The sequence below is a fragment of the Desulfobacter sp. genome (assembly GCA_028768525.1).
Lineage (GTDB): Bacteria > Desulfobacterota > Desulfobacteria > Desulfobacterales > Desulfobacteraceae > Desulfobacter.
The window spans coordinates 3,135,025-3,154,061 of sequence record CP054837.1 but is presented as its reverse complement, the minus strand read 5'-3'; the positions used below and the strand labels follow the sequence as shown (position 1 = coordinate 3,154,061).

The 19,037-nt window shown below is 37.4% G+C and carries 15 protein-coding genes; all 15 read left to right on the top strand.

Translation table 11 applies throughout. From position 1 onward, the window contains the following. Window position 1: 1 nt before the first annotated feature. The 15 genes from HUN04_14170 (at window position 2) to HUN04_14100 (ending at window position 18,891) form a co-directional block, all read left to right on the top strand. Window positions 2–838 carry an exosortase/archaeosortase family protein gene (locus HUN04_14170; GenBank protein WDP90781.1) on the top strand — a complete coding sequence of 279 codons (837 nt, stop codon included), beginning with the start codon at window positions 2–4 and terminating at the stop codon, window positions 836–838. 22 nt (window positions 839–860) lie between these two features. After that, window positions 861–1,730, top strand: a complete 870-nt coding sequence (locus HUN04_14165; GenBank protein ID WDP93292.1) for a DUF3473 domain-containing protein — start codon at window positions 861–863, stop codon at window positions 1,728–1,730. Between the two features lie 49 nt (window positions 1,731–1,779). Continuing rightward, window positions 1,780–2,826, top strand: a complete 1,047-nt coding sequence (locus HUN04_14160) for a peptidoglycan bridge formation glycyltransferase FemA/FemB family protein (GenBank protein ID WDP90780.1) — start codon at window positions 1,780–1,782, stop codon at window positions 2,824–2,826. Between the two features lie 78 nt (window positions 2,827–2,904). Then, the gene (locus tag HUN04_14155; protein ID WDP90779.1) at window positions 2,905–3,657 is read left to right on the top strand and encodes a hypothetical protein; all 753 of its coding nucleotides are present in this window, start codon (window positions 2,905–2,907) and stop codon (window positions 3,655–3,657) included. An 82-nt stretch (window positions 3,658–3,739) separates the two neighbouring features. Continuing rightward, window positions 3,740–4,852 (top strand): glycosyltransferase, encoded by a 1,113-nt coding sequence (locus tag HUN04_14150; GenBank protein WDP90778.1) that lies wholly within the window; start codon window positions 3,740–3,742, stop codon window positions 4,850–4,852. Continuing rightward, complete coding sequence (gene asnB, locus HUN04_14145) at window positions 4,852–6,726, top strand: asparagine synthase (glutamine-hydrolyzing) (protein WDP90777.1); 1,875 nt, start codon at window positions 4,852–4,854, stop codon at window positions 6,724–6,726. The genes HUN04_14150 and asnB overlap by 1 nt, the downstream gene beginning before the upstream one ends. Continuing rightward, on the top strand, window positions 6,704–7,717 hold the full coding sequence (locus HUN04_14140) for an NAD-dependent epimerase/dehydratase family protein (protein ID WDP90776.1): 1,014 nt from the start codon (window positions 6,704–6,706) through the stop codon (window positions 7,715–7,717). The genes asnB and HUN04_14140 overlap by 23 nt, the downstream gene beginning before the upstream one ends. A gap of 50 nt (window positions 7,718–7,767) precedes the next feature. After that, window positions 7,768–8,877, top strand: a complete 1,110-nt coding sequence (locus HUN04_14135) for an FAD-dependent oxidoreductase (GenBank protein ID WDP90775.1) — start codon at window positions 7,768–7,770, stop codon at window positions 8,875–8,877. Window positions 8,878–9,044: 167 nt separating this feature from the next. Beyond that, window positions 9,045–10,916: a hypothetical protein gene (locus tag HUN04_14130; protein WDP90774.1), complete on the top strand. Its 1,872-nt coding sequence runs from the start codon at window positions 9,045–9,047 to the stop codon at window positions 10,914–10,916. A 50-nt stretch (window positions 10,917–10,966) separates the two neighbouring features. Beyond that, on the top strand, window positions 10,967–11,731 hold the full coding sequence (locus HUN04_14125) for an acyltransferase (protein ID WDP90773.1): 765 nt from the start codon (window positions 10,967–10,969) through the stop codon (window positions 11,729–11,731). Then, window positions 11,724–12,692 (top strand): flippase-like domain-containing protein, encoded by a 969-nt coding sequence (locus tag HUN04_14120; protein ID WDP90772.1) that lies wholly within the window; start codon window positions 11,724–11,726, stop codon window positions 12,690–12,692. Before HUN04_14125 ends, HUN04_14120 begins: the two co-directional genes overlap by 8 nt. Before the next feature lie 96 nt (window positions 12,693–12,788). Further along, window positions 12,789–14,798: a metal-dependent hydrolase gene (locus HUN04_14115; GenBank protein WDP90771.1), complete on the top strand. Its 2,010-nt coding sequence runs from the start codon at window positions 12,789–12,791 to the stop codon at window positions 14,796–14,798. 247 nt (window positions 14,799–15,045) lie between these two features. Beyond that, window positions 15,046–16,884, top strand: coding sequence for a glycosyltransferase family 39 protein (locus HUN04_14110; protein ID WDP90770.1), 1,839 nt, complete (start codon window positions 15,046–15,048; stop codon window positions 16,882–16,884). A gap of 3 nt (window positions 16,885–16,887) precedes the next feature. Beyond that, window positions 16,888–17,832, top strand: a complete 945-nt coding sequence (locus HUN04_14105; protein ID WDP93291.1) for a glycosyltransferase family 2 protein — start codon at window positions 16,888–16,890, stop codon at window positions 17,830–17,832. Between the two features lie 27 nt (window positions 17,833–17,859). Continuing rightward, a complete protein-coding gene (locus tag HUN04_14100; GenBank protein ID WDP90769.1) occupies window positions 17,860–18,891 on the top strand; it encodes a hypothetical protein in 1,032 nt (343 codons plus the stop codon). The last annotated feature ends 146 nt before the right edge of the window (window positions 18,892–19,037 follow it).

The window sequence follows — 19,037 nt, the reverse complement described above, 5'->3', positions numbered from 1 at the left end:
AATGTCTACAACAAAATCAATTGCGATTCAGATTCTTATGTTGCTGTCTGCATTCGCAGTGGTGTACCACCATACAATAGTCAAGCTTATTTCAGACTGGTCAACCGATCCTAATTTTTCACACGGTTTTCTCATTCCTTTTGTAGTATTGTATATGATCTGGCATGAGCAAAACAGGCTTAGGCAGATATCTATTCAATCTTCAAAAGCTGGCATTTTTCTGATCCTTTTTGGGATGTTGGTACATATAATTGGAAATATTGGATCAGAGCTTTTTTTAATGAGAACCTCCATGGTCATCACCGTTGGGGGAATCGTATCTTATTGTTTGGGTAATAAAATGCTAAAAGCCCTGATCATACCGGTCTGCTACCTCATGATGATGATTCCTATTCCATCCATTCTCTGGAACAAAGTCGCCTTTCCTCTACAGGTGATTGCCGCAAATCTATCCAGCCATACGATCAGCATGCTGGGAATTCCGATTTTCAGGGAAGGAAACATTCTTCATTTATCTAACACTTCCCTTGAAGTGATAGATGCCTGTTCCGGGATTCGGTCCCTAACATCCCTGTTGGCTTTAACCGGAGCGTTATCTTTTCTGGTACCGTTGAGTTCTATGAAAAAATGGGTGCTGTTTTTATCCGCAGTTCCCATTGCTATTGTCGTGAATGTGGTGCGGTTAACCATAACAGGAGGGTTGGCCGCATGGGTGGGCCCTGAGACTGCCCATGGTTTTCTACATGACATGTCCGGGCTTATCATTTTTACTTCAGCACTGTTTTTTGTATATCTCGTATATTTAGCTTTAAGCAAGATCGAGAGTAAGCAAAGTTAGTATCTGATTAGATACCATGGAATTGTCACAGAAGCATACCATACTGCTAACATTTGATGTAGAAGACTGGTTCCAGGTTGAAAATTTTAAGGATTACATAGAATTTTCAACCTGGAACAATTTTGAGCTAAGGGTGGAGAGAAATACCCACCGAATTCTAGATTTTCTTGATAGTTTCGTTTTTGAGCCTAAAGCCACTTTTTTTATTTTGGGGTGGATTGCAAAACGATGCCCTGATCTGGTTCGCGAAATTCATTCACGGGGCCATGAAGTGGCCTCTCACGGTTTTGACCACCACCTGTGCACCAACCTCAGATCTAATCAACTTGTGTTAGATCTGGTTGACAGTCGAAAACTGTTGGAAGATATTTCCGGCCGGCAGGTTACAGGCTACAGGGCACCCAGTTTTGCTGTTTCGCATAAAACTTTGGCAGCTATCCAGAAAGCAGGGTATCTATATGATTCAAGTTACAATTCTTTTTCCGCCCACGGAAGATACGGTGTTTTGGATCTGCCAAACGAAAATAGAATTAATGGGTTTTATAAGTTGTCAAACGAGTTGTATGAAATACCTATCAGCAATTTAAGGGTGGGTGACAAGATATTTCCCCTTGGCGGCGGTGGGTACTTCCGCTTATTTCCTTTGTCTTTATTTAAATTTGGAATGCACCAGGTATTCAAACAGCAGGATGTATTTTTGTTCTATGCCCATCCATGGGAATTTGACCCGGGGCAACCGAGGGTTCGCCAAGCCTCAAATTGGTTTAAATTCAGGCATTACATAAATCTGAATAAAACAGAAAATAAACTGAAAACATTGATAGGAAATTTTTCCGATTTCCGGTTTATCACCTGCTCAGATTACATTACCGACTCAGTATCTAAAGGATAGGATAAACTGCGGATAGTATCACAAACGCGATGTAACTATGTATAGTTCCATGAAAATACAAGAATACACACCCAAGGATAAGGAGGCTTGGGACGAGTACGTACTGAATCACCCTTATGGCCTTGCCTACCATCTGATTGCATGGAAGGAATCCGTTGAACAGGCATATAATTTTAATAGCCTTTATCTAATTGCAAAAAAAGGCAACACTATAAAAGGTATTCTCCCACTTATTCATCATCATTTACCCTTTTTAAAAGGAAAGCTGATATCCCTCCCTTTCTGTGATGCTGCAGGGCCGCTGGCTGATTCACCAGATACGGAGAAATATCTTCTGAAAACGGCGGTTAAAAAAGCAAGTGAAAGAGGTATAAAAGAGATATCCATCCGTTCATCAAAACCTTTTGCAGGCCTTAATGAGGATCAAATTATAAACAATTCAAAAATTGGAATGATATTAAACCTGCCGGATAATTCCAATATTCTTCTTTCTTCATTTAAGGCAAAGCTTAGGAGTCAGATTAAAAAGCCGCTCCGTGACGGTTTGACCATAGAAACGAGCGGTGTAAAACTGCTTAAATATTTTTATCCACTATTTGCTGAAAATATGCACGCCTTGGGATCCCCTGTCCATAGCAAAAAATGGATTGAATCTATTCTTAAAAATTATAGAAACAGGGCTCATTTGTTCATTGTCCGTATGCCGGATAAAAAACCTGCAGCCGGCGGAGTTCTACTTTGCCATCCAAACCGGGTTTCGGTCCCTTGGGCGTCCTCCAGAAGAAAATTTAACCGCTGGAATCCCAATATGCTGCTTTATTGGAATTTTTTAAAATTTTCCTGTGATATGGGATATCCTTTCTTTGATTTTGGAAGATCCACACCCCAAGAGGGAACCTTTCGTTTTAAAAAACAGTGGAAAGCACAGATATCGCCCCTTTTTTGGAGTGACCTGGCTGTCAAATACAATTCATGGTCCAGTATGGAATCAATAAATAAATTAAGCTCTTCAGAATTAGGTTGTTGTTGGAGAAAAGTACCGCCGTCGGTAGCACAAGGCTTTGGACCGGAATTAAGGAAATTTATTGACCTGTAATCACTAATGAGGCAGGGGGCTAAAATATTAGTTGACGCTCATGTCCATATGTATCCATGTTTTAACTTTGATGTTTTCATGGATAATGCATATTCAAATTTCAGAAAACAAATTGGTTCAGACTTAGGAGAAAAAGACTTCCAGGGAGTTTTGTTTTATTCAGATTCTGACGCAGGAATAAAGTTCAGCGATTTAAGGAATAAAGATTTTGAGAGAAGCCATTTTAGAAATTGGAAGTTTATCGAAACAAATGAAAAAAGGTCTATAATCGCCCAATCTGGTACGGATAAAACTTTAATTCTTATTGGCGGCCAGCAAATAGTGACGAACGCAAACATTGAACTGCTTGTAATAGGGCCAGAAATCAATCTCCCAAAAGATACACAATTATTAGACCAAATCAAAATAGTGGATAGGGGTGGCGGTATACCGATCATCCCCTGGGGATTTGGCAAATGGTGGGGAAAGCGTGGAAAACTTGTCGACCAGGTGATAACAAAAAAGGAGGAAATTAGATTTTTTTTGGGAGACAACAGCGGCCGGCTGAAATATATGCCGCTTCCAAAACAATTTTTGCGTGCGGAATATGAAAGCATTAAAATTTTGCCTGGCAGTGACTCTCTGCCGTTTAAAAAAGAAGTTAGGAAACCAGGATCATTTGGTTTTTTCTTGGACGGAACGCTTGATAAAAATCGTCCCTATAACAGCTTGAAGCGAAAGCTATATGATCCGTCAACCAGATTAAGAACTTATGGCGATAAAGAAAGTTTAAGTAATTTTATTTTTAATCAGTTGAATATGCAGATTAGAAAAAGGTTATTAAAAAAATAATCACAAGATGAAAGCTCTCGTAATTTCACCTCAACCGTTTTTTTCCCCAAGGGGCACCCCGTTCAGTGTGTATTATAGAACCATGATCACCTCTGAACAGGGAATTGATATTGATTTATTGACATATGGTGAAGGACAAAATGTAGATCTCCCGGGAGTTAATATCATCCGAATTCCAAGGTTTAAAGCTTTGGGGGATGTAAAAATAGGTCCATCGCCTCTAAAGTTGTTTTTGGATATAGTTATGGGGATTTGGACGATTCTACTGCTGATTAAAACTAGATATAATTTTGTTCATGCCCATGAGGAGGCTGTTTTTTTATGTTCTGTGTTGAAGCCCATTTTTCGATTTAAACTGTTGTATGACATGCACTCCAGCCTTCCCCAGCAATTAAGTAATTTTCAGTTTTCATCTTCAGCTGCACTTATAAAAATTTTTGAGATTCTTGAAAATTTTTCAATACGTCAATCGGATGCCGTAATAGCCATATGCCCTGACTTAGAAACGTATGCCAAATCTCTAACCAAAACACCAGATAAGGTGGTTTTGTTGGAAAATTCTATTTTTGAACCGGTTAAGCTGGTGACATCAGAAAAATCAAATTCGAATAACAGCGATAAATACGATAGAATTCAGCGTATTTTATCATCTAATAATATGCTGGTTCTATATGCTGGCTCGCTGGAATCATATCAGGGTATCGGGATGACCCTGGAAGCATTTAAACAGGTTCTTTCTAATCAAAAAAATATACGTCTGATGTTTCTTGGAGGAAGTAAAGAACAGGTAAAATACTATAGTAAAATGGTAAAAAAAATGAGTCTCCAGGATGAGGTAGAATTTGTGGGTTCAGTATCAAAAGAAATTGTACTTGAGTGTACGAAAAACGCCAGTGTATTGATTTCTCCACGATCTGCCGGTACAAACACCCCTCTAAAAATATATGAGCAAATCGCCAGTGGGGTTCCCCTTGTTGCAACGAATATCTACTCGCATTCACAGGTACTCAATGATGATGTTGCTTTTCTGGCGAAACCGGAACCGTATGATTTTGCAGCTAAAATAATAGATGCTTTGGGGGATAAGAAAAAGCGCGAAAAGAAAGCCTGTAATGCATGCAGGCTTTACGAAGAAAAATACTCCAAAATGGTTTATAAGAATAAAATGCGAAATTTGTTGAGCAAACTGAAATAATGTGCGGAATAACAGGTATTGCCGGGTTTAAGGGATATTGCCCCAATATGAATCAGCTTCAGTCCATGTGTGATACACTCTATCATCGGGGGCCGGATGATGAAGGGCTTGAAATTCGTAACAATGTTGGCCTGGCAATGCGCAGACTCAGTATTATAGATATTTCTGGTGGAAAGCAGCCAATATATAATGAGGATAATACCGTCAGGGTAATACTGAATGGCGAGATTTACAATTTCAAAAAACTTCGGCAAGAACTGGAGTCAAAAGGACATCTATTTAAAACCAGAAGCGATACGGAATCTATAGTTCATGCCTATGAAGAATATGGCATAGACTTCCCCTTGTATTTAAATGGAATGTTTGCAACCGTTATTCACGACCTTAAAAAAAAAAGAATATTGATCGCCCGGGATCATCTGGGTATCAAACCTCTATTTTACTATTACAGTGAGAAATGCATCATATGGGGATCTGAGATTAAATCCATATTGGCCAGCCGGCTTGTAAAAAAACAATTAAATATGGGTGCACTAGGAGAATTCATCTCTTGGGAGTATATATCGGGGAGTCAGACTTTATTTAAAAATATTCATAAGCTTGAGCCAGGGAATATTTTGGTAGTTGATTTAGAAAATCCCTCTTGCAAGCCAAAGACTTACTGGGATATCCCGAATGGAAAAGAATCGATTTATAAAACCATGGATGAATGGTCAGAAGAAGTCGATTTCAGATTAAAGCAAAGCGTTAAAGATCAGCTCGTAAGCGATGTTCCTCTGGGCGCCTTTTTGTCCGGCGGTGTAGACTCTTCCCTTATTACGGCAGCAATGGGGCAGGCAAGTACTTTTAGTATTGGTTTTGACGATCCGACATACAATGAGTTGAAGTGGGCCAGAGAGGTTGCTGAATATTTGAATTTGAACCATACAGATGAGATTATTAAGCCGGATATAACAGGGTTATTTGATAAGTTGATGCACTTTATGGATGATCCTATTGGCGACTTTTCAATTTTCCCCACGTTTTTAGTTTCCAAATTGGCTAGGAAATCGGTTACCGTTGCACTGAGTGGGGATGGAGGAGATGAACTGTTTGGAGGATACGAGACGTATCTGGCAGATCAAAAAGCAGAACAATATAACCGTATCCCCCTTTTTTTGAGACATTTTGCCATTGAACCCGCAATCCGATCATTAAGGCCCCGTAGGGCAAAAAAGGGCTTGGTAAATAAAGCTAAAAGATTCATTGAGGGGCTCACGCATCCCCAGGAATTTTCTCATGCCAGATGGCGTCTTTTTGCAGGAGAAGAAGCCAGAAATAGGCTTTTTACAACAGGTGCATTGCAGCAGATGACAGTCCTCCCCGAGAGTCATATTCTCAATTTGTTTAACAGGGCAGAAACCCAAGAGAACTTGAACAAAAGTCTTTATGTCGATGTAAAAAGTTATTTATGTGATAATTGCCTTGTAAAAACTGATCGCATGTCCATGGCAGCATCATTGGAAGTCAGGGTCCCCTTCCTTGATAAGGAACTCGTCGAATTGGCATTTAAAGTTCCCTCAAGGTTTAAAATCCATAAGGGAAAAACAAAAGTTCTGCTCAAAAAAATAGCAGCACAGCATGTGCCGAATCATTGCGTATACCGACCCAAGGAAGGATTCAGTATTCCCATTAAAAATTGGCTGGCTCAGGAACTGAGGCCGTTGATGAATTTCCTTCTGGAGCGAAAAAGATTAGAACAGGCAGGTATATTCAATTCTTCTCAGATAGAAATTATGAAAAATGAACATTTGACAGGACGAGAAAACCATAGCCATATTTTATGGACGTTAATGGTATTTGAATCCTGGTATGACAGATGGTTCAAGGGGTGAATATTTGGGGAAGACACTTGTAACCGGGGCAACAGGATTTACAGGGTTTAATCTGTGTAGAAGGTTAATGGCAGACGGTGAGATTGTCACCGCTTTTGTTAGAAAAGGCCCCAAAGTAGCTGATCTTGAACGATTAGGGGTAGAGTGCAGAATCGTTGATATTACAGATCCGGATTCTGTCATGGACAATTTTGAAGACATTGATACCGTTTATCATATTGCAGCGGCCTATAGAACCGAACACAGTGATAAAGAGGAATTTCATCAAGTTAATGTACTGGCATCCGGTCATCTGCTTGAAGCAGCTTTTCAAAATAATGTCAAAAGATTCGTCCATTGTTCCACGGTAGGTGTCCAGGGAGAGATTGATAAGCCTCCAGCAACAGAAGACTATAGAATAAAACCTGGTGATCATTATCAAAGGTCAAAGCTTGAAGGAGAAAAACTTGCCATCCAGTACTATCAGAAGGGGCTCTCTGTCTCTGTTGTAAGGCCTGTTGGAATTTACGGACCAGGAGACACACGGTTTTTAAAATTATTCAGGCCTATCAGCAAAGGGCTTTTTGTAATGATTGGATCGGGTAACGTGCTTTATCATATGACTTATATTGACGATCTTATTGAGGGGATTGTACTTTGCGGAAGGGAATCCGGAGCTCTAGGAGAAATTTTTACCATAGGAGGCGAAACATATACCACCTTAAGTGAGTTGTGCAATTTGATAGCGGATATACTGAATAAGCCCCGGCCCATGCTCAAGGTACCTTATAAACCAGTATTTGCCGCGTCAGTGATTTGCGAGAAATTCTGTAATATATTGAAGATTAATCCGGTATTATTTCCCAGAAGAGTCGAGTTTTTTGCTTTAGACAGAGCCTTTTCTATAAATAAGGCCAAACGAATACTTGGTTACGAGCCCAAAGTCTCTTTGCAAGAAGGGATCAGGAAAACTGCCCGATGGTATATCGACAACAAACTGATCAGCGAATAGATAATACCACTTATGACATGATTGTCATAGGAGGAGGGATCTATGGCATCATGCTTGCGTATGAGGCTTCAAATCAAGGAAAAAAAGTACTTGTCCTGGAAAAGGATAGGTTTGGAAGCCAGACCAGTTCAAACAGCCTTCGCATAATTCACGGCGGATTAAGATACCTTCAAAAGATGCATTTAAGAAGATTTTTTGAGTCTGTTGCAGAACGGCAATGGTTTTTACAAAATTTCAGAACACATGTATTTCCAATGAAATGTTTAATGCCTCTCTATAATAGAGGGTTGCACAGGCCTGGCGTTTTAAGGGCCGCGTTATTGGCTAACGATATATTATCGAATAAACGAAATCGCGGCTTAGACAGAACCCGCCAAATTCCTAATGGAAAAATAATAAGTCCTAGAGAGGTAATCCGTTTCTTTCCCCGGGTTGACCGGCAAAATTTAACCGGTGGCGCAGTCTGGACTGATGCATTTATGCCAGACCCCAAAGGGTTAATGGATGAGGTTATTTATATGGCATGTCGTAAAGGAGTTATTTTTCATGATAGGGTTAAGGTTAACGGCTTAAAAATCAAAAATAAAAAAATTTATGGTGTTAAAACTTGGGACCTCAGTAATGGAGACAAATGTGATTATTTAGGGAAAGTGGTTGTTAATACAGCGGGCCCTTGGTGCAGAAATATTTTAAAATACGCCGGCATTGATGAAGCAGATTTTTTTTATCCATCCTTGGCTTGGAATGTTTTATTTAATAGACCAGCACTTGGTAAAACCGCAATTGCCGTTACCCCTATAAAGAAAAATGCAAGAACATACTTTATCGTTCCTTTAAGAGGAAGGCTATTAGCAGGAACAGGCCATCAACCATGGGATGATGGCAAGGGGGTTGATAACCCACAACCATCAGACGATCAAATTAGGAGCTTTATTTCTGATATAAATACTGCAGTTCCGGGGCTATCTTTAACTCAGGCGCAAATAGTGAAAATTTATTCTGGAATTCTTCCTGCAGAAAGAAGAAATACCTCCATGCTGAAATGCAGTGAATCAATTATAGATCATAAACCTGAAATTAAAAATTTTTACAGTATATCCGGTGTAAAGTTTACTACTTCTAGAAAAGTCGCTCAAAAAGCATTGAAAATGATTTATTAAATATAGGCACCACTTTTTTTTAAAATATTGATAATATAGCTTTTTCGGCATGAAATAAATTTTAATTATCAGGATAAGCTTATTCACCTCAATCTATATATCGTTTAGTAATGGTTGTGCTTTAAAATAAAAATATAGGTATTCAGATTTCGCAATAGGGATAATTCATGATTTTTGGGATACTAACAAATGATAATTGGGATAAAAAAGCCATAAGCCAATCGGGTTTGGGTTGTGATAGCTTGAAAGAAGATGGGCAAGAATTATATTGCGATGATGAATTTAGTTTAATTTTTAACAGGTTGAAAATTAATAATCTGCAAAAAAAGAAAAAATTAATTTATAATGATAGTCAATATTTAGTACTGTGTTTTGGTAATATTTTTAATTATAAAGATTTGGCAAACCAATTGGGAGCATCGAAGCAATTCGAAGATGATTCTAATCCTGCTGAGCTTGCTTCCGCTTGTTTCAAGAAATGGCAGACTGGTAGTTTCGTTAAGCTAAATGGTAATTATATACTTGTCATTTGGGATAAACGGAAAAAAGAATTGATAATCGCCCGTGACCATTTGGGAATTGAATCTGTTTTTTATTCATGGAAGAATCAAAAATTAATTTTTAGTACATCACTTATTCAACTATCTAATCATTCTGATATTAAAAAAAATTTAAACTACAGGACGTTATATACATATCTCTTGTTTAATTATAATCCTGGCAATTCTACTTTTTTACAGAATGTTAGAAAATTACCGGCAGGCCATTATTTAAAAATTTCAAATCAGAGTCTGGAAATAAAGAGATTCTGGTATTTGTCTTTTGAGAAGGTATCACTTTATAATCATGAAAATGATTACGCTAAAAAAATGTTTCGCCTTTTCAAAGATGCTGTTTCCATTCGGGTTGCTGAGAAAGAAAAAACACATGGTGCTTTTTTAAGCGGTGGAATGGATTCAAGTTCAGTTGTGGGCCTATTAAGTGACCTTAGTGTAAATCCGATTCACACCTTTTCGTTTCGTTGTAAAGGAAAAACGTTTGATGAATCAGAATATGCACAAATTATGGCAGATAGTTATAAAACAATACATCATTTAGTTGAATATCCGGCATCAGCGATTTCTGTTATTGAAGATATGGTTTCTTATATGGAGGAACCTTTTTCTGATATTGGTATTGAAATAGCCACTTATATTTTAGGGAAAGAGGCCCATGGTAAAACGAACTATGTGTTTACTGGTGACGGCGGTGATGAGTTGTTTGCCGGTCACCCTGTTTATTTAGCGGATAATATAGCTTGTATGTTTGATAGAATTCCTAATTTTATAAGAAAGCCATTGATTCGCTTATTGCAATATCTTCCCGATACTAATAAGAAAAAAAGTATTATTGTCAAAATGAAGCGTTTTTCATACAGCTATCAATTTGCTGCCGACCTATACAGTAATCGGTGGCGAGTCTACTATTTACCAAACGAAATAAGAAGGTTGCTGTCTTTAAATTTGTATGAGGAATTAAAAGAGTTTAGCCCATTATTAAGTATAGCGAAAATTTATGATGATGCTAATGGTCAAGATTTTATGAGTAAGGCAATTTATGGCGATTATTTAACAGTAGTTGGGTTTTATTTTGCCAGAATGAAACTACTTAGAAAGTTTGGTATTGAAAGTCGATTCCCCATGTTTGACTATCGATTCGTAGAATTCGCAGCAAAAATGCCAAATATATTAAAAATTAATGGATCTAAAGAGAAGTATTTGCTCCATAAAGCTATGACTGGATTTCTTCCAGATGAGATCGTGTTTCGAAAAGATAAATTAGGACATAGCGTTCCAATGAAAAATTGGATACGTGATGAAAAAATTGTTAAAGAATTTGTAAATGATCATCTTTTGGATATTTCTAATAATACCGTATTGTTTAATACTAAGTATATTAACAAATTGATTTTTCAGCATATGGCAAAAACACATAATCATTCACACCGACTTTGGGCATTAATAGTTTTACATTTGTGGATGCAGAAAAATAAGTTTTAAACCTTAGTAAAATTTATGAGTATGAAAACAATTGGGTGGTATTGGTCGGAATGTTAAAATCTAAAAAGAAAGAGCTTTTAAGAGAACAACTTCATGACGAAAAACAGCCCATTATTTATAGGTATATGGATAAAGTTCTTGGATACAGAAGCGTTTTTCAGCTCATAAAGTATGAATTGGTAATATGTATTGCCGAAAGTTTATCTGGCGGATTAGGTTTTTATTTGAGGAAATGCCTTTATCCAAGTTTAATGAAACAAATCGGGAAAAATATTATTATTGGGAAAAATGTTACATTTAGACAACCTGGAAGAATATCTATTGGAAGCTATGTCTCAATTGATGATAACGTTTTGATAGATGCAAGTGGTAAAGGACAGGACGGTATCGTTATTGGGGATGATGTAATTCTTTCGAAAAATTGTGTTATTCAGAACAAACTAGGTAGCGTTTTTATTAAAGACCGTACAGATATTGGCTGCAATGTTGTAATCTCTTCAATCTCGGGCATAAGTATCGGAATCGCTACTTTGATAGCTGCAAATACATGTATTGGTGGAGCTAGATATCATTTTAAGAATATTGAAAAGAACATGATGGATCAGGGTATATATTCTAAAGGGCCTATAATAATTGGGGATGATGTTTGGATTGGGTTGGGCGCCATCATTCTTGATGGTGTTACCATAGGAAAGGGTTGCATTGTAGGAGCTGGTGCTGTTGTAACGAAAAATATACCAGATTATGCAATTGTCGCTGGCGTTCCTGCAAAAATTTTAGACTACCGTAATTCTGGAAAAAATTCTGTTGAATAAGAAATTATTATTAAAATTTGTATTCAGCGGTTCGCTTTTGATATGGATCATTTATGTCAAACTAGATTGGGAGGCTTTGAGAAATATTGTTGGGAACTTAAAAATCCATTGGCTTATTATTGCTTTTCTCATGCATTTTACCGGTTTGTTTTTCAGTGCATGGAGATGGAAATGCCTTTTGAAGGGGCAGCAAATTGATGCAGAACTGCCTTTGCTTTATGAAAGTTACCTAATATCTTCATTTTTTAATCTATTTATGCCTACTCGGATTGGAGGAGATACAGTAAGGATTCTTCACCTGAACCAGGCGATAAAATCGATTCCCCAAAGTGCATCATCTGTTGTTTTAGAGCGTCTTATCGGAATAAGTGTCCTATGTATATTTGCCATGATTTCATCATCCATTGGGCTCATCATGGGGAATTCGGTTAAAGTTATTTGGATTGGATTATTTTCTGGATTTTTAGGTGTTTGCGTTTGTTTTTTATTGGTTTACACGGATATTGTTAACGGTATTATTTCTTTTTTTCCCTTTAAAAAAACAATGGTTAAAGTTCGGAATAATTGGAAGGATTTTTCACAGAGCATTAAACGGATATCGTCTGATTATAGTTCCGTTTTTATGGGTGTAATTATTTCAGTATTTCTACAGTTAAACGTAATTATCCATTTCTGGTTGATTGGAATGGCCCTTGAATTGAATATAAAATTTCTTGATTATTTTTTTCTTATACCGATTCAGCTTTTTATTTTAATGCTACCAAGTATAAATGGAATTGGACTCAGGGAAGCAAGTTGTATTGCACTTTTTGATTTTTATGCCATTGATCCAACTACAGCGGCGATGTTTGGTTTTATTGACTTATTTATGATGATCATTATCGGCGTTTTGGGATGGGTTTGTTTTATGAGGAAGCGAAAGTTAATAGCCTCATTCTATGATCAGTCACTGAAACGATAAAACACACACACTTATAATTCTGCAAAAAGGGGGGACTCATTTTCAACAGTCCAATCCAAAGTTTTTTATACCATTTATAGCAAGAAAATAAATTTTATGCCGCTTCCAATCGCACATTCAGCAACCGGTTTTTCAATCTATTATCTGATAAAAGGAAAGCCAAAAAGAAAGGAAGAGTGGGTAGTGTTGGGTGCCTGTTTAGTACTTTCCATTCTTCCTGATTTAGATTTTGTGCCCGGTTTCTTACTTGGTGAACCTCACATGTTTCATCATGGCGTAAGCCACTCTCTCATTGCCTCTTGTATTGCAGCTTTGCTGTCAGCTTTGATTCTGATAAAATTGTCAGGGAATGAGGTAAGAATTGAAATAGTTTTTCTTTGCTGTTTTCTGGCAGGCTTGTCACATCCTCTCTTGGATTACCTGTGTGAGGATTACTCTCGTCCATATGGAGTCCCTCTGTTCTGGCCATTTATTGAAGATTATTTTATTGCAGACAATCCTGTATTCTTAGCTATAGATAAATCAGGAACAACATTTAGCTCATTCATAAAAAGCATGATTACCTTTAATAATTGTAAAGCCGCATTTGTGGAAATACTATATGCAACGGTTCTTTTATCAATTATATGGTTTGCGAAAAGAAGGAAATATTATTTTTGTTTTTTGATTTTACTCGTATCTGTATATCTGTTTTACGGATGCAATGAAAATCAAAAAAAAGTTCTACCGAACAATACGGCGAAAAAAGTAACCATTCGATTGGATGATATGCCTGTCAATGATACGGGGAAAGGTGGGATACTGGTCTATGATATTGATGATGATAGCCAAAAAGATTTCATTATTACAAAGCCGGGATACATAGGTGTCTGGAATAATTTAGGGGAAAAAATTTGGCAGATTAACTTTGACATTCTGGTAACAAGAAAAGCCGAATATGAAGGACTTCCCGGGCTGCATGCTCCAGGTTTACAGATTGGTGACATAGACGGTGATGGGAATAGCGAAGTGATAGTTCTTTCAAAGGGTTCAAAGCTCAATATCTTGGATGGTAAAACTGGAAATATAGAAAAATCAATATATGTTGAGCCCCCAAAAGGAGCAATCCAGTGGGAACACGTTGTATTGGCTGATTTCCGGGGGACTGGAGATCATGATGTATTGCTCCAGGCTACGGGGAATTATAGCTATAGGCTGGGTAAGTATATTGCGGCGTATTCATGGGATGTCTTGAATGGAAATCTGATTGAATCCATGTGGAGCAGGGATGATTTCATACCGAATGCCCATAATGGTGCAAGGGTAGCAGACCTTGACGGTGATGGGAGAGATGAAGTCCTTGGCGGCACAATCATAACCCCGGACGGCATAATTTCGTGTAAAATACCTCTTGAAGGGCATATTGATTATATATCGGTAGCCGATGTTAGGCCCGATATTGAAGGCCTCGAAGTTGTCGCCTTAGAAGAAGGGGGGGGATGGGTGCCATTTAGAAACAGAAATAGATTCTTTTATTATCTGAACAGAATATATCATCGTCTTTTTGGAACAGGAAATCATATTTTTTTATACAATATAAATGGACTGATTTGGAAAACACAGTTTAAGCATCAAGAACCACAGAATGCAGCTATTGGGAATTTTGATGTCCAAAAAGAAGGTTTGGAGATATGGTGCCGAAGTAGGTACAATACCGGACAGAAACCATTTATATTTGATTCCCGTGGGAATTTTATCGCCATGTATAAAATTAAAGATGTGGCTTCTGATAATTGGACCAATAAGGGGGTTGAGGTCATCACGACGATTGACTGGACAGGGGAGAGACGCCAGTTCTGTGTTGCCAAAGAACGTCATAAGTCAGGCAATATTGCTATTTTTAATGGCTTAACTGGTGAATTTATCCAAGTATTCAAGGAAAAGGCTGACCGTCTGTATGTGGCTGATGTATATGGAGACTGGCGGGAGGAAGTCATTGTTTTAAATGGAAATGAGCTGCACATCTATTGCAATGGACAGCCAAACACAGCCCCTGAAAGGAACAGGCTTTGGTCTTTTGAATACTACCAAAGAAGTAAAATGACCTGGAATTATTACAATCCATAAACGATTTATAGCACCTGTAGGGTTATTTTTTTGAGTTGTTTTAAATTTGTTTAAATATGGCGCTGACACTGGAGTTTCTATCCGACCTCAACATATTGAGAAGTAGATATTCTTTGGTATTGCTATGTGTCAGGGCAATTCTCTCGTTTTAATTCCTTTAATGGTTAGAATATATGATATTCTTAACGGGTTCTCTTTTTTCTTCAATTTCATGCAACACCCGAAGTAGCGAAAGAGAGTAATTGCTATGAATAAATCAGATCAAAATTTTCCGGTGAAAAGATATTTTTTTGGTATCTTGTTAATCGCTTTCATAGTACGGGTGTGGGGGATTTGGCACGGGTATCCTTACTCCTTTTACCCTGATGAGGCTCATTTTGTAAAAAGATCGCTCTCTTTTGGTTCAGGAGATTTTAATCCCCATTGGTTTCATAAACCTGCTTTCCTGATGTACATTTTGTTCTTTGAATATGGATTGTTTTTCATAATAGGAAAGATGATTGGTCTGTGGCAGACTGTTACTGATTTTGCAGTATTTTACATTATAAACCCAGGGCCGTTTTACCTAATTGGCAGAATGACAATTGCGATGTTCAGCACGGCCACTGTGGCGATGTCCTATCTTATCGGCGTTAAAATCGAAGGGAAAAAAACAGGGTTGATTGGCGCTTTAATATTGGCTCTGTCAATGGGGCATGTATACGTAACCAAGGATATAAAGGCAGATATTCCGTGCACTTTTTTTACAATTCTATCTGCCTACTTTTTGATTTGTTTTTTTAAGGATAGTTTGAACAAATACTTATGGTTGGCAGTTGCGTTTGCCGGTATAGGAACTGCAACGAAAACCTATACAATTGTGATGTTGTTTCCGATTTGTTTGGCTGTATTTTCAACTGATGGGATTCTAAATTTAGGTAATTTCTTACAAAAGATAAAATATGTATTTTTTTGTTTTGGTCTGTTTATGGTATTTTATTTTATCTTCTCTCCTTATAATTTTATTGATCCATTAGGACGTGATTTTACTTTCAGACCAATAATTTCTTTGTCTAAAAAAGTTGAATTACTGGTTACAGGAAAAAAACTTGATCAATCGGTTCTGGAAAAAAATATGGCACAAAATATTAAGAATCCAGAAATATCTCTTTCTGTTTATATTTCGAGTATAAAATCTTATTTATCTGTTGTTAAGAAAGGGATCGGAGTTGTTGCTATGGTTTTATGCACTGTCGGATTTATTTATATACCAATGCTCAAAGAAAAGGTATATATATTAGGACTTCTCGCATTCCCTTTGTTGTTTGCAGCGATTGCAGTTTTTGCTAGCCCCGGTTATTCTGAAATTCGTCACCAGGTAGTCATTTACCCATTTCTGGCAGTAATTGCTGCAGTTGTTGTTACTAAAGGGGCTGTAAAACTACCGGTCGTTTTACAACCGATTGCTATATGCATTGTACTCTGCAGTTTACTTTCCCCTTTGTATGGGATTTATTTATACAATAAAGAGATATCCCAGCCCGAAACTAGAAATATTGCAAAAAAATGGATCGAGACGAATATACCGGATGGCACAAAAATAGTAATGGATGAGAGTGGTCCAAGGCTTTATCAAAGCGAAAGGCAGTTAGAACCTAAATTAAAACAAGCCGCTCAAGCCGACCCAAAGGGGCAATTTACAGCTCATTATGACAAATACATAGAATATCAAATTAAGGCTGTTCAAAATAATGAGTTGGTTAAATACCAAATTGATGAAATTCGAATTCCCTGGTGGAAGCAAAAAGAGGAGAAGCCTGGTGTACATTTGTTAGATTCTGAATTTGACAAAGATATGGGTAATCCTCTCAGGCCAGTAGGGGTCTATTCTTACGATTATTACATCCAAAATGGATATGGATATGCAATAGTTCACAGTAAAATGTATGGTTCTTTCGTCAGAAGTGAGTCGGATTTGTCAAAGCGTTTCCCTTCATTCAATAAGTTCTATACATGTTTGTTTGAGAAAGGTCTGCTTATTAAGGAATTTAAACCTGAAAAGGGGAAATCCAGAGGCCCGATAGTTAGGATTTATCAATTAAGGTAGAGAATTTTGTCTGTTTATCTCAGCGTTGTTGTGCCCTTATATAATGAAGAGCAATCCCTGAACTTGCTTATCGATGCCTTGACGCGTGCCTGTATAAAAATAAACCGGAATTATGAAATTATACTTGTTGACGACGGTTCCGTTGATGAAACCTGGTCGATAATTGAAAAGGCAGTCGATTCACATCCCGAAATATGTGGTTTGAAATTACGAACCAATAGTGGTCAAACCCCAGCAATGGTTGCCGGTATAACATATTCAAGAGGAGAGTTTATCATCACCATGGATGGTGACCTGCAGAACGACCCTGATGATATTCCTTTACTTTTAAGTAGAATTGAACAGGGGTATGATATTGTCAGCGGATGGCGAAAAGATAGAAAAGATCATTTTTCCAGGGTGTTGCCTTCAAAGGTTGCCAATTGGGTGATTTCAAAAACAACCGGTGTTCATCTTCATGATTACGGTTGCTCTCTAAAGGTTTATCGCGCTGAATGCATAAAAAATATTGAAGCCTATGGCGAAATGCACCGTTTTTTTCCAGCCCTGGCGAGTATGACGGGCGCAAGAGTAACGGAAATGCCTGTCAAGCACCACCCCAGAAGTTTCGGTGTATCAAAATATGGGTTTGAGAGAATTTTAAAAGTGTTGGCCGACATCATTTCAATAAATTTGATTATTCGATTCTCATCTATGCCGCTTAAAGGGTTTTTTATTTTTGCCTTGCCATTTATTTTTTTTGCATTTTTTTTCGGTTTATTGGGATGTATTTCTGCCATTTTTGACTGGACTTTTGGAAAATCATATTTTTTTCTGATCATGGGAGTTCTTTCCTTGACATCCGGTGCACACCTTATTGTTCTTGGGGTTCTGGGGGAACTGGTTGTTAATACGAGTGATCTGGCTTTTACAAAACTACCTGAAATAACACGTAAACGATTGAAATAAAATTGTTAAAGAATAAGACTTAACTTTATGACTAACAAAAATGGACAAACCGGATTTTCTATTGTCATTCTTTTAGAGGAGCATAGCGATTATATTGAAGGTTTTATTCATGACCTGTATGATTTTTTTATAAGAAGAAAGTCTGGTTTTGAAATTATTATTCTCGCTAACGGGACCGAGCCATTTATTGCGAAGAAGTTAGATATTCTCGAAAAGAAAGCTGAGAATATAAAAATTTTTTCATTTTACAGAAAAAATACCCAGGCTGTATGCATGAAAGCCGCATTGAAAGAAATTAACTATGAGATTGTTGTTGTGTGCGGATCTTATCAGCAGATCTCCATGGAGGGGTTGAAACTGGCAATAGATAAGTTCGATGGAAAAATAGATATGGTTCTTCCGTGCAGAAAAAAAAGAGTGGACCCGGTTATTAATCAATTCCAATCTAAATTTTTTAATTGGATTGTTCGAGGTATCACGGGATACCATTTTTCGGACCTAAGCTGTACAGTGAGAATTATCAAAAAAAGTGCACTTGAATCTATTGATTTTTATGGCAATATGTATCGATTTTTACCTTTGGTGGCAGCAAAAAATGGCTTCGTGCTCAAAGAAATAGAAGTGGCTCATCATAAAGAAATGGGAAAGACGGGATTTTACAATATCTCTGAGTATATGATGAGAATTTTGGATATTTTTTCTCTGATTTTTCTTTTGGAGTATACCAAAAAGCCCTTTCGATTTTTTAGTATTATCGGGATTGCTTTTTTATCAGTGGGGGGCATCTTTATAAGTATTACAATCTTTGAGAAGCTATTTTTATCTGGATCGCTGGGGAACAATTTATTTTTATTGACCGGTTTTTTATTTATTTCAGTGGGACTTCAGTCCGCCGGAACAGGGCTTTTAGGAGAAATTATTACTTTTACTCATGGAAGAAAAAAGAAAGAGTACATGGTTGATAAAGTTGTTTCAAATAAATTTTCAGGAATAGAGAGGCGTTTAACACCCGATAGAAGAAAATTGTACGAAAGAAGGAGTCAAACTCGGGAGTCATGAGCGGGCTATATGGAAACTCTACAGGTGTTATGAAGTTGCCGAAAAGCGACTTCGAGCAACAATGCGGAATATCCCACGCTACTGTTTGTAAGTATTTGACTTTGTCATTTGAATAGCATGAATCGCGATTTAGTTATTTCAAGCTC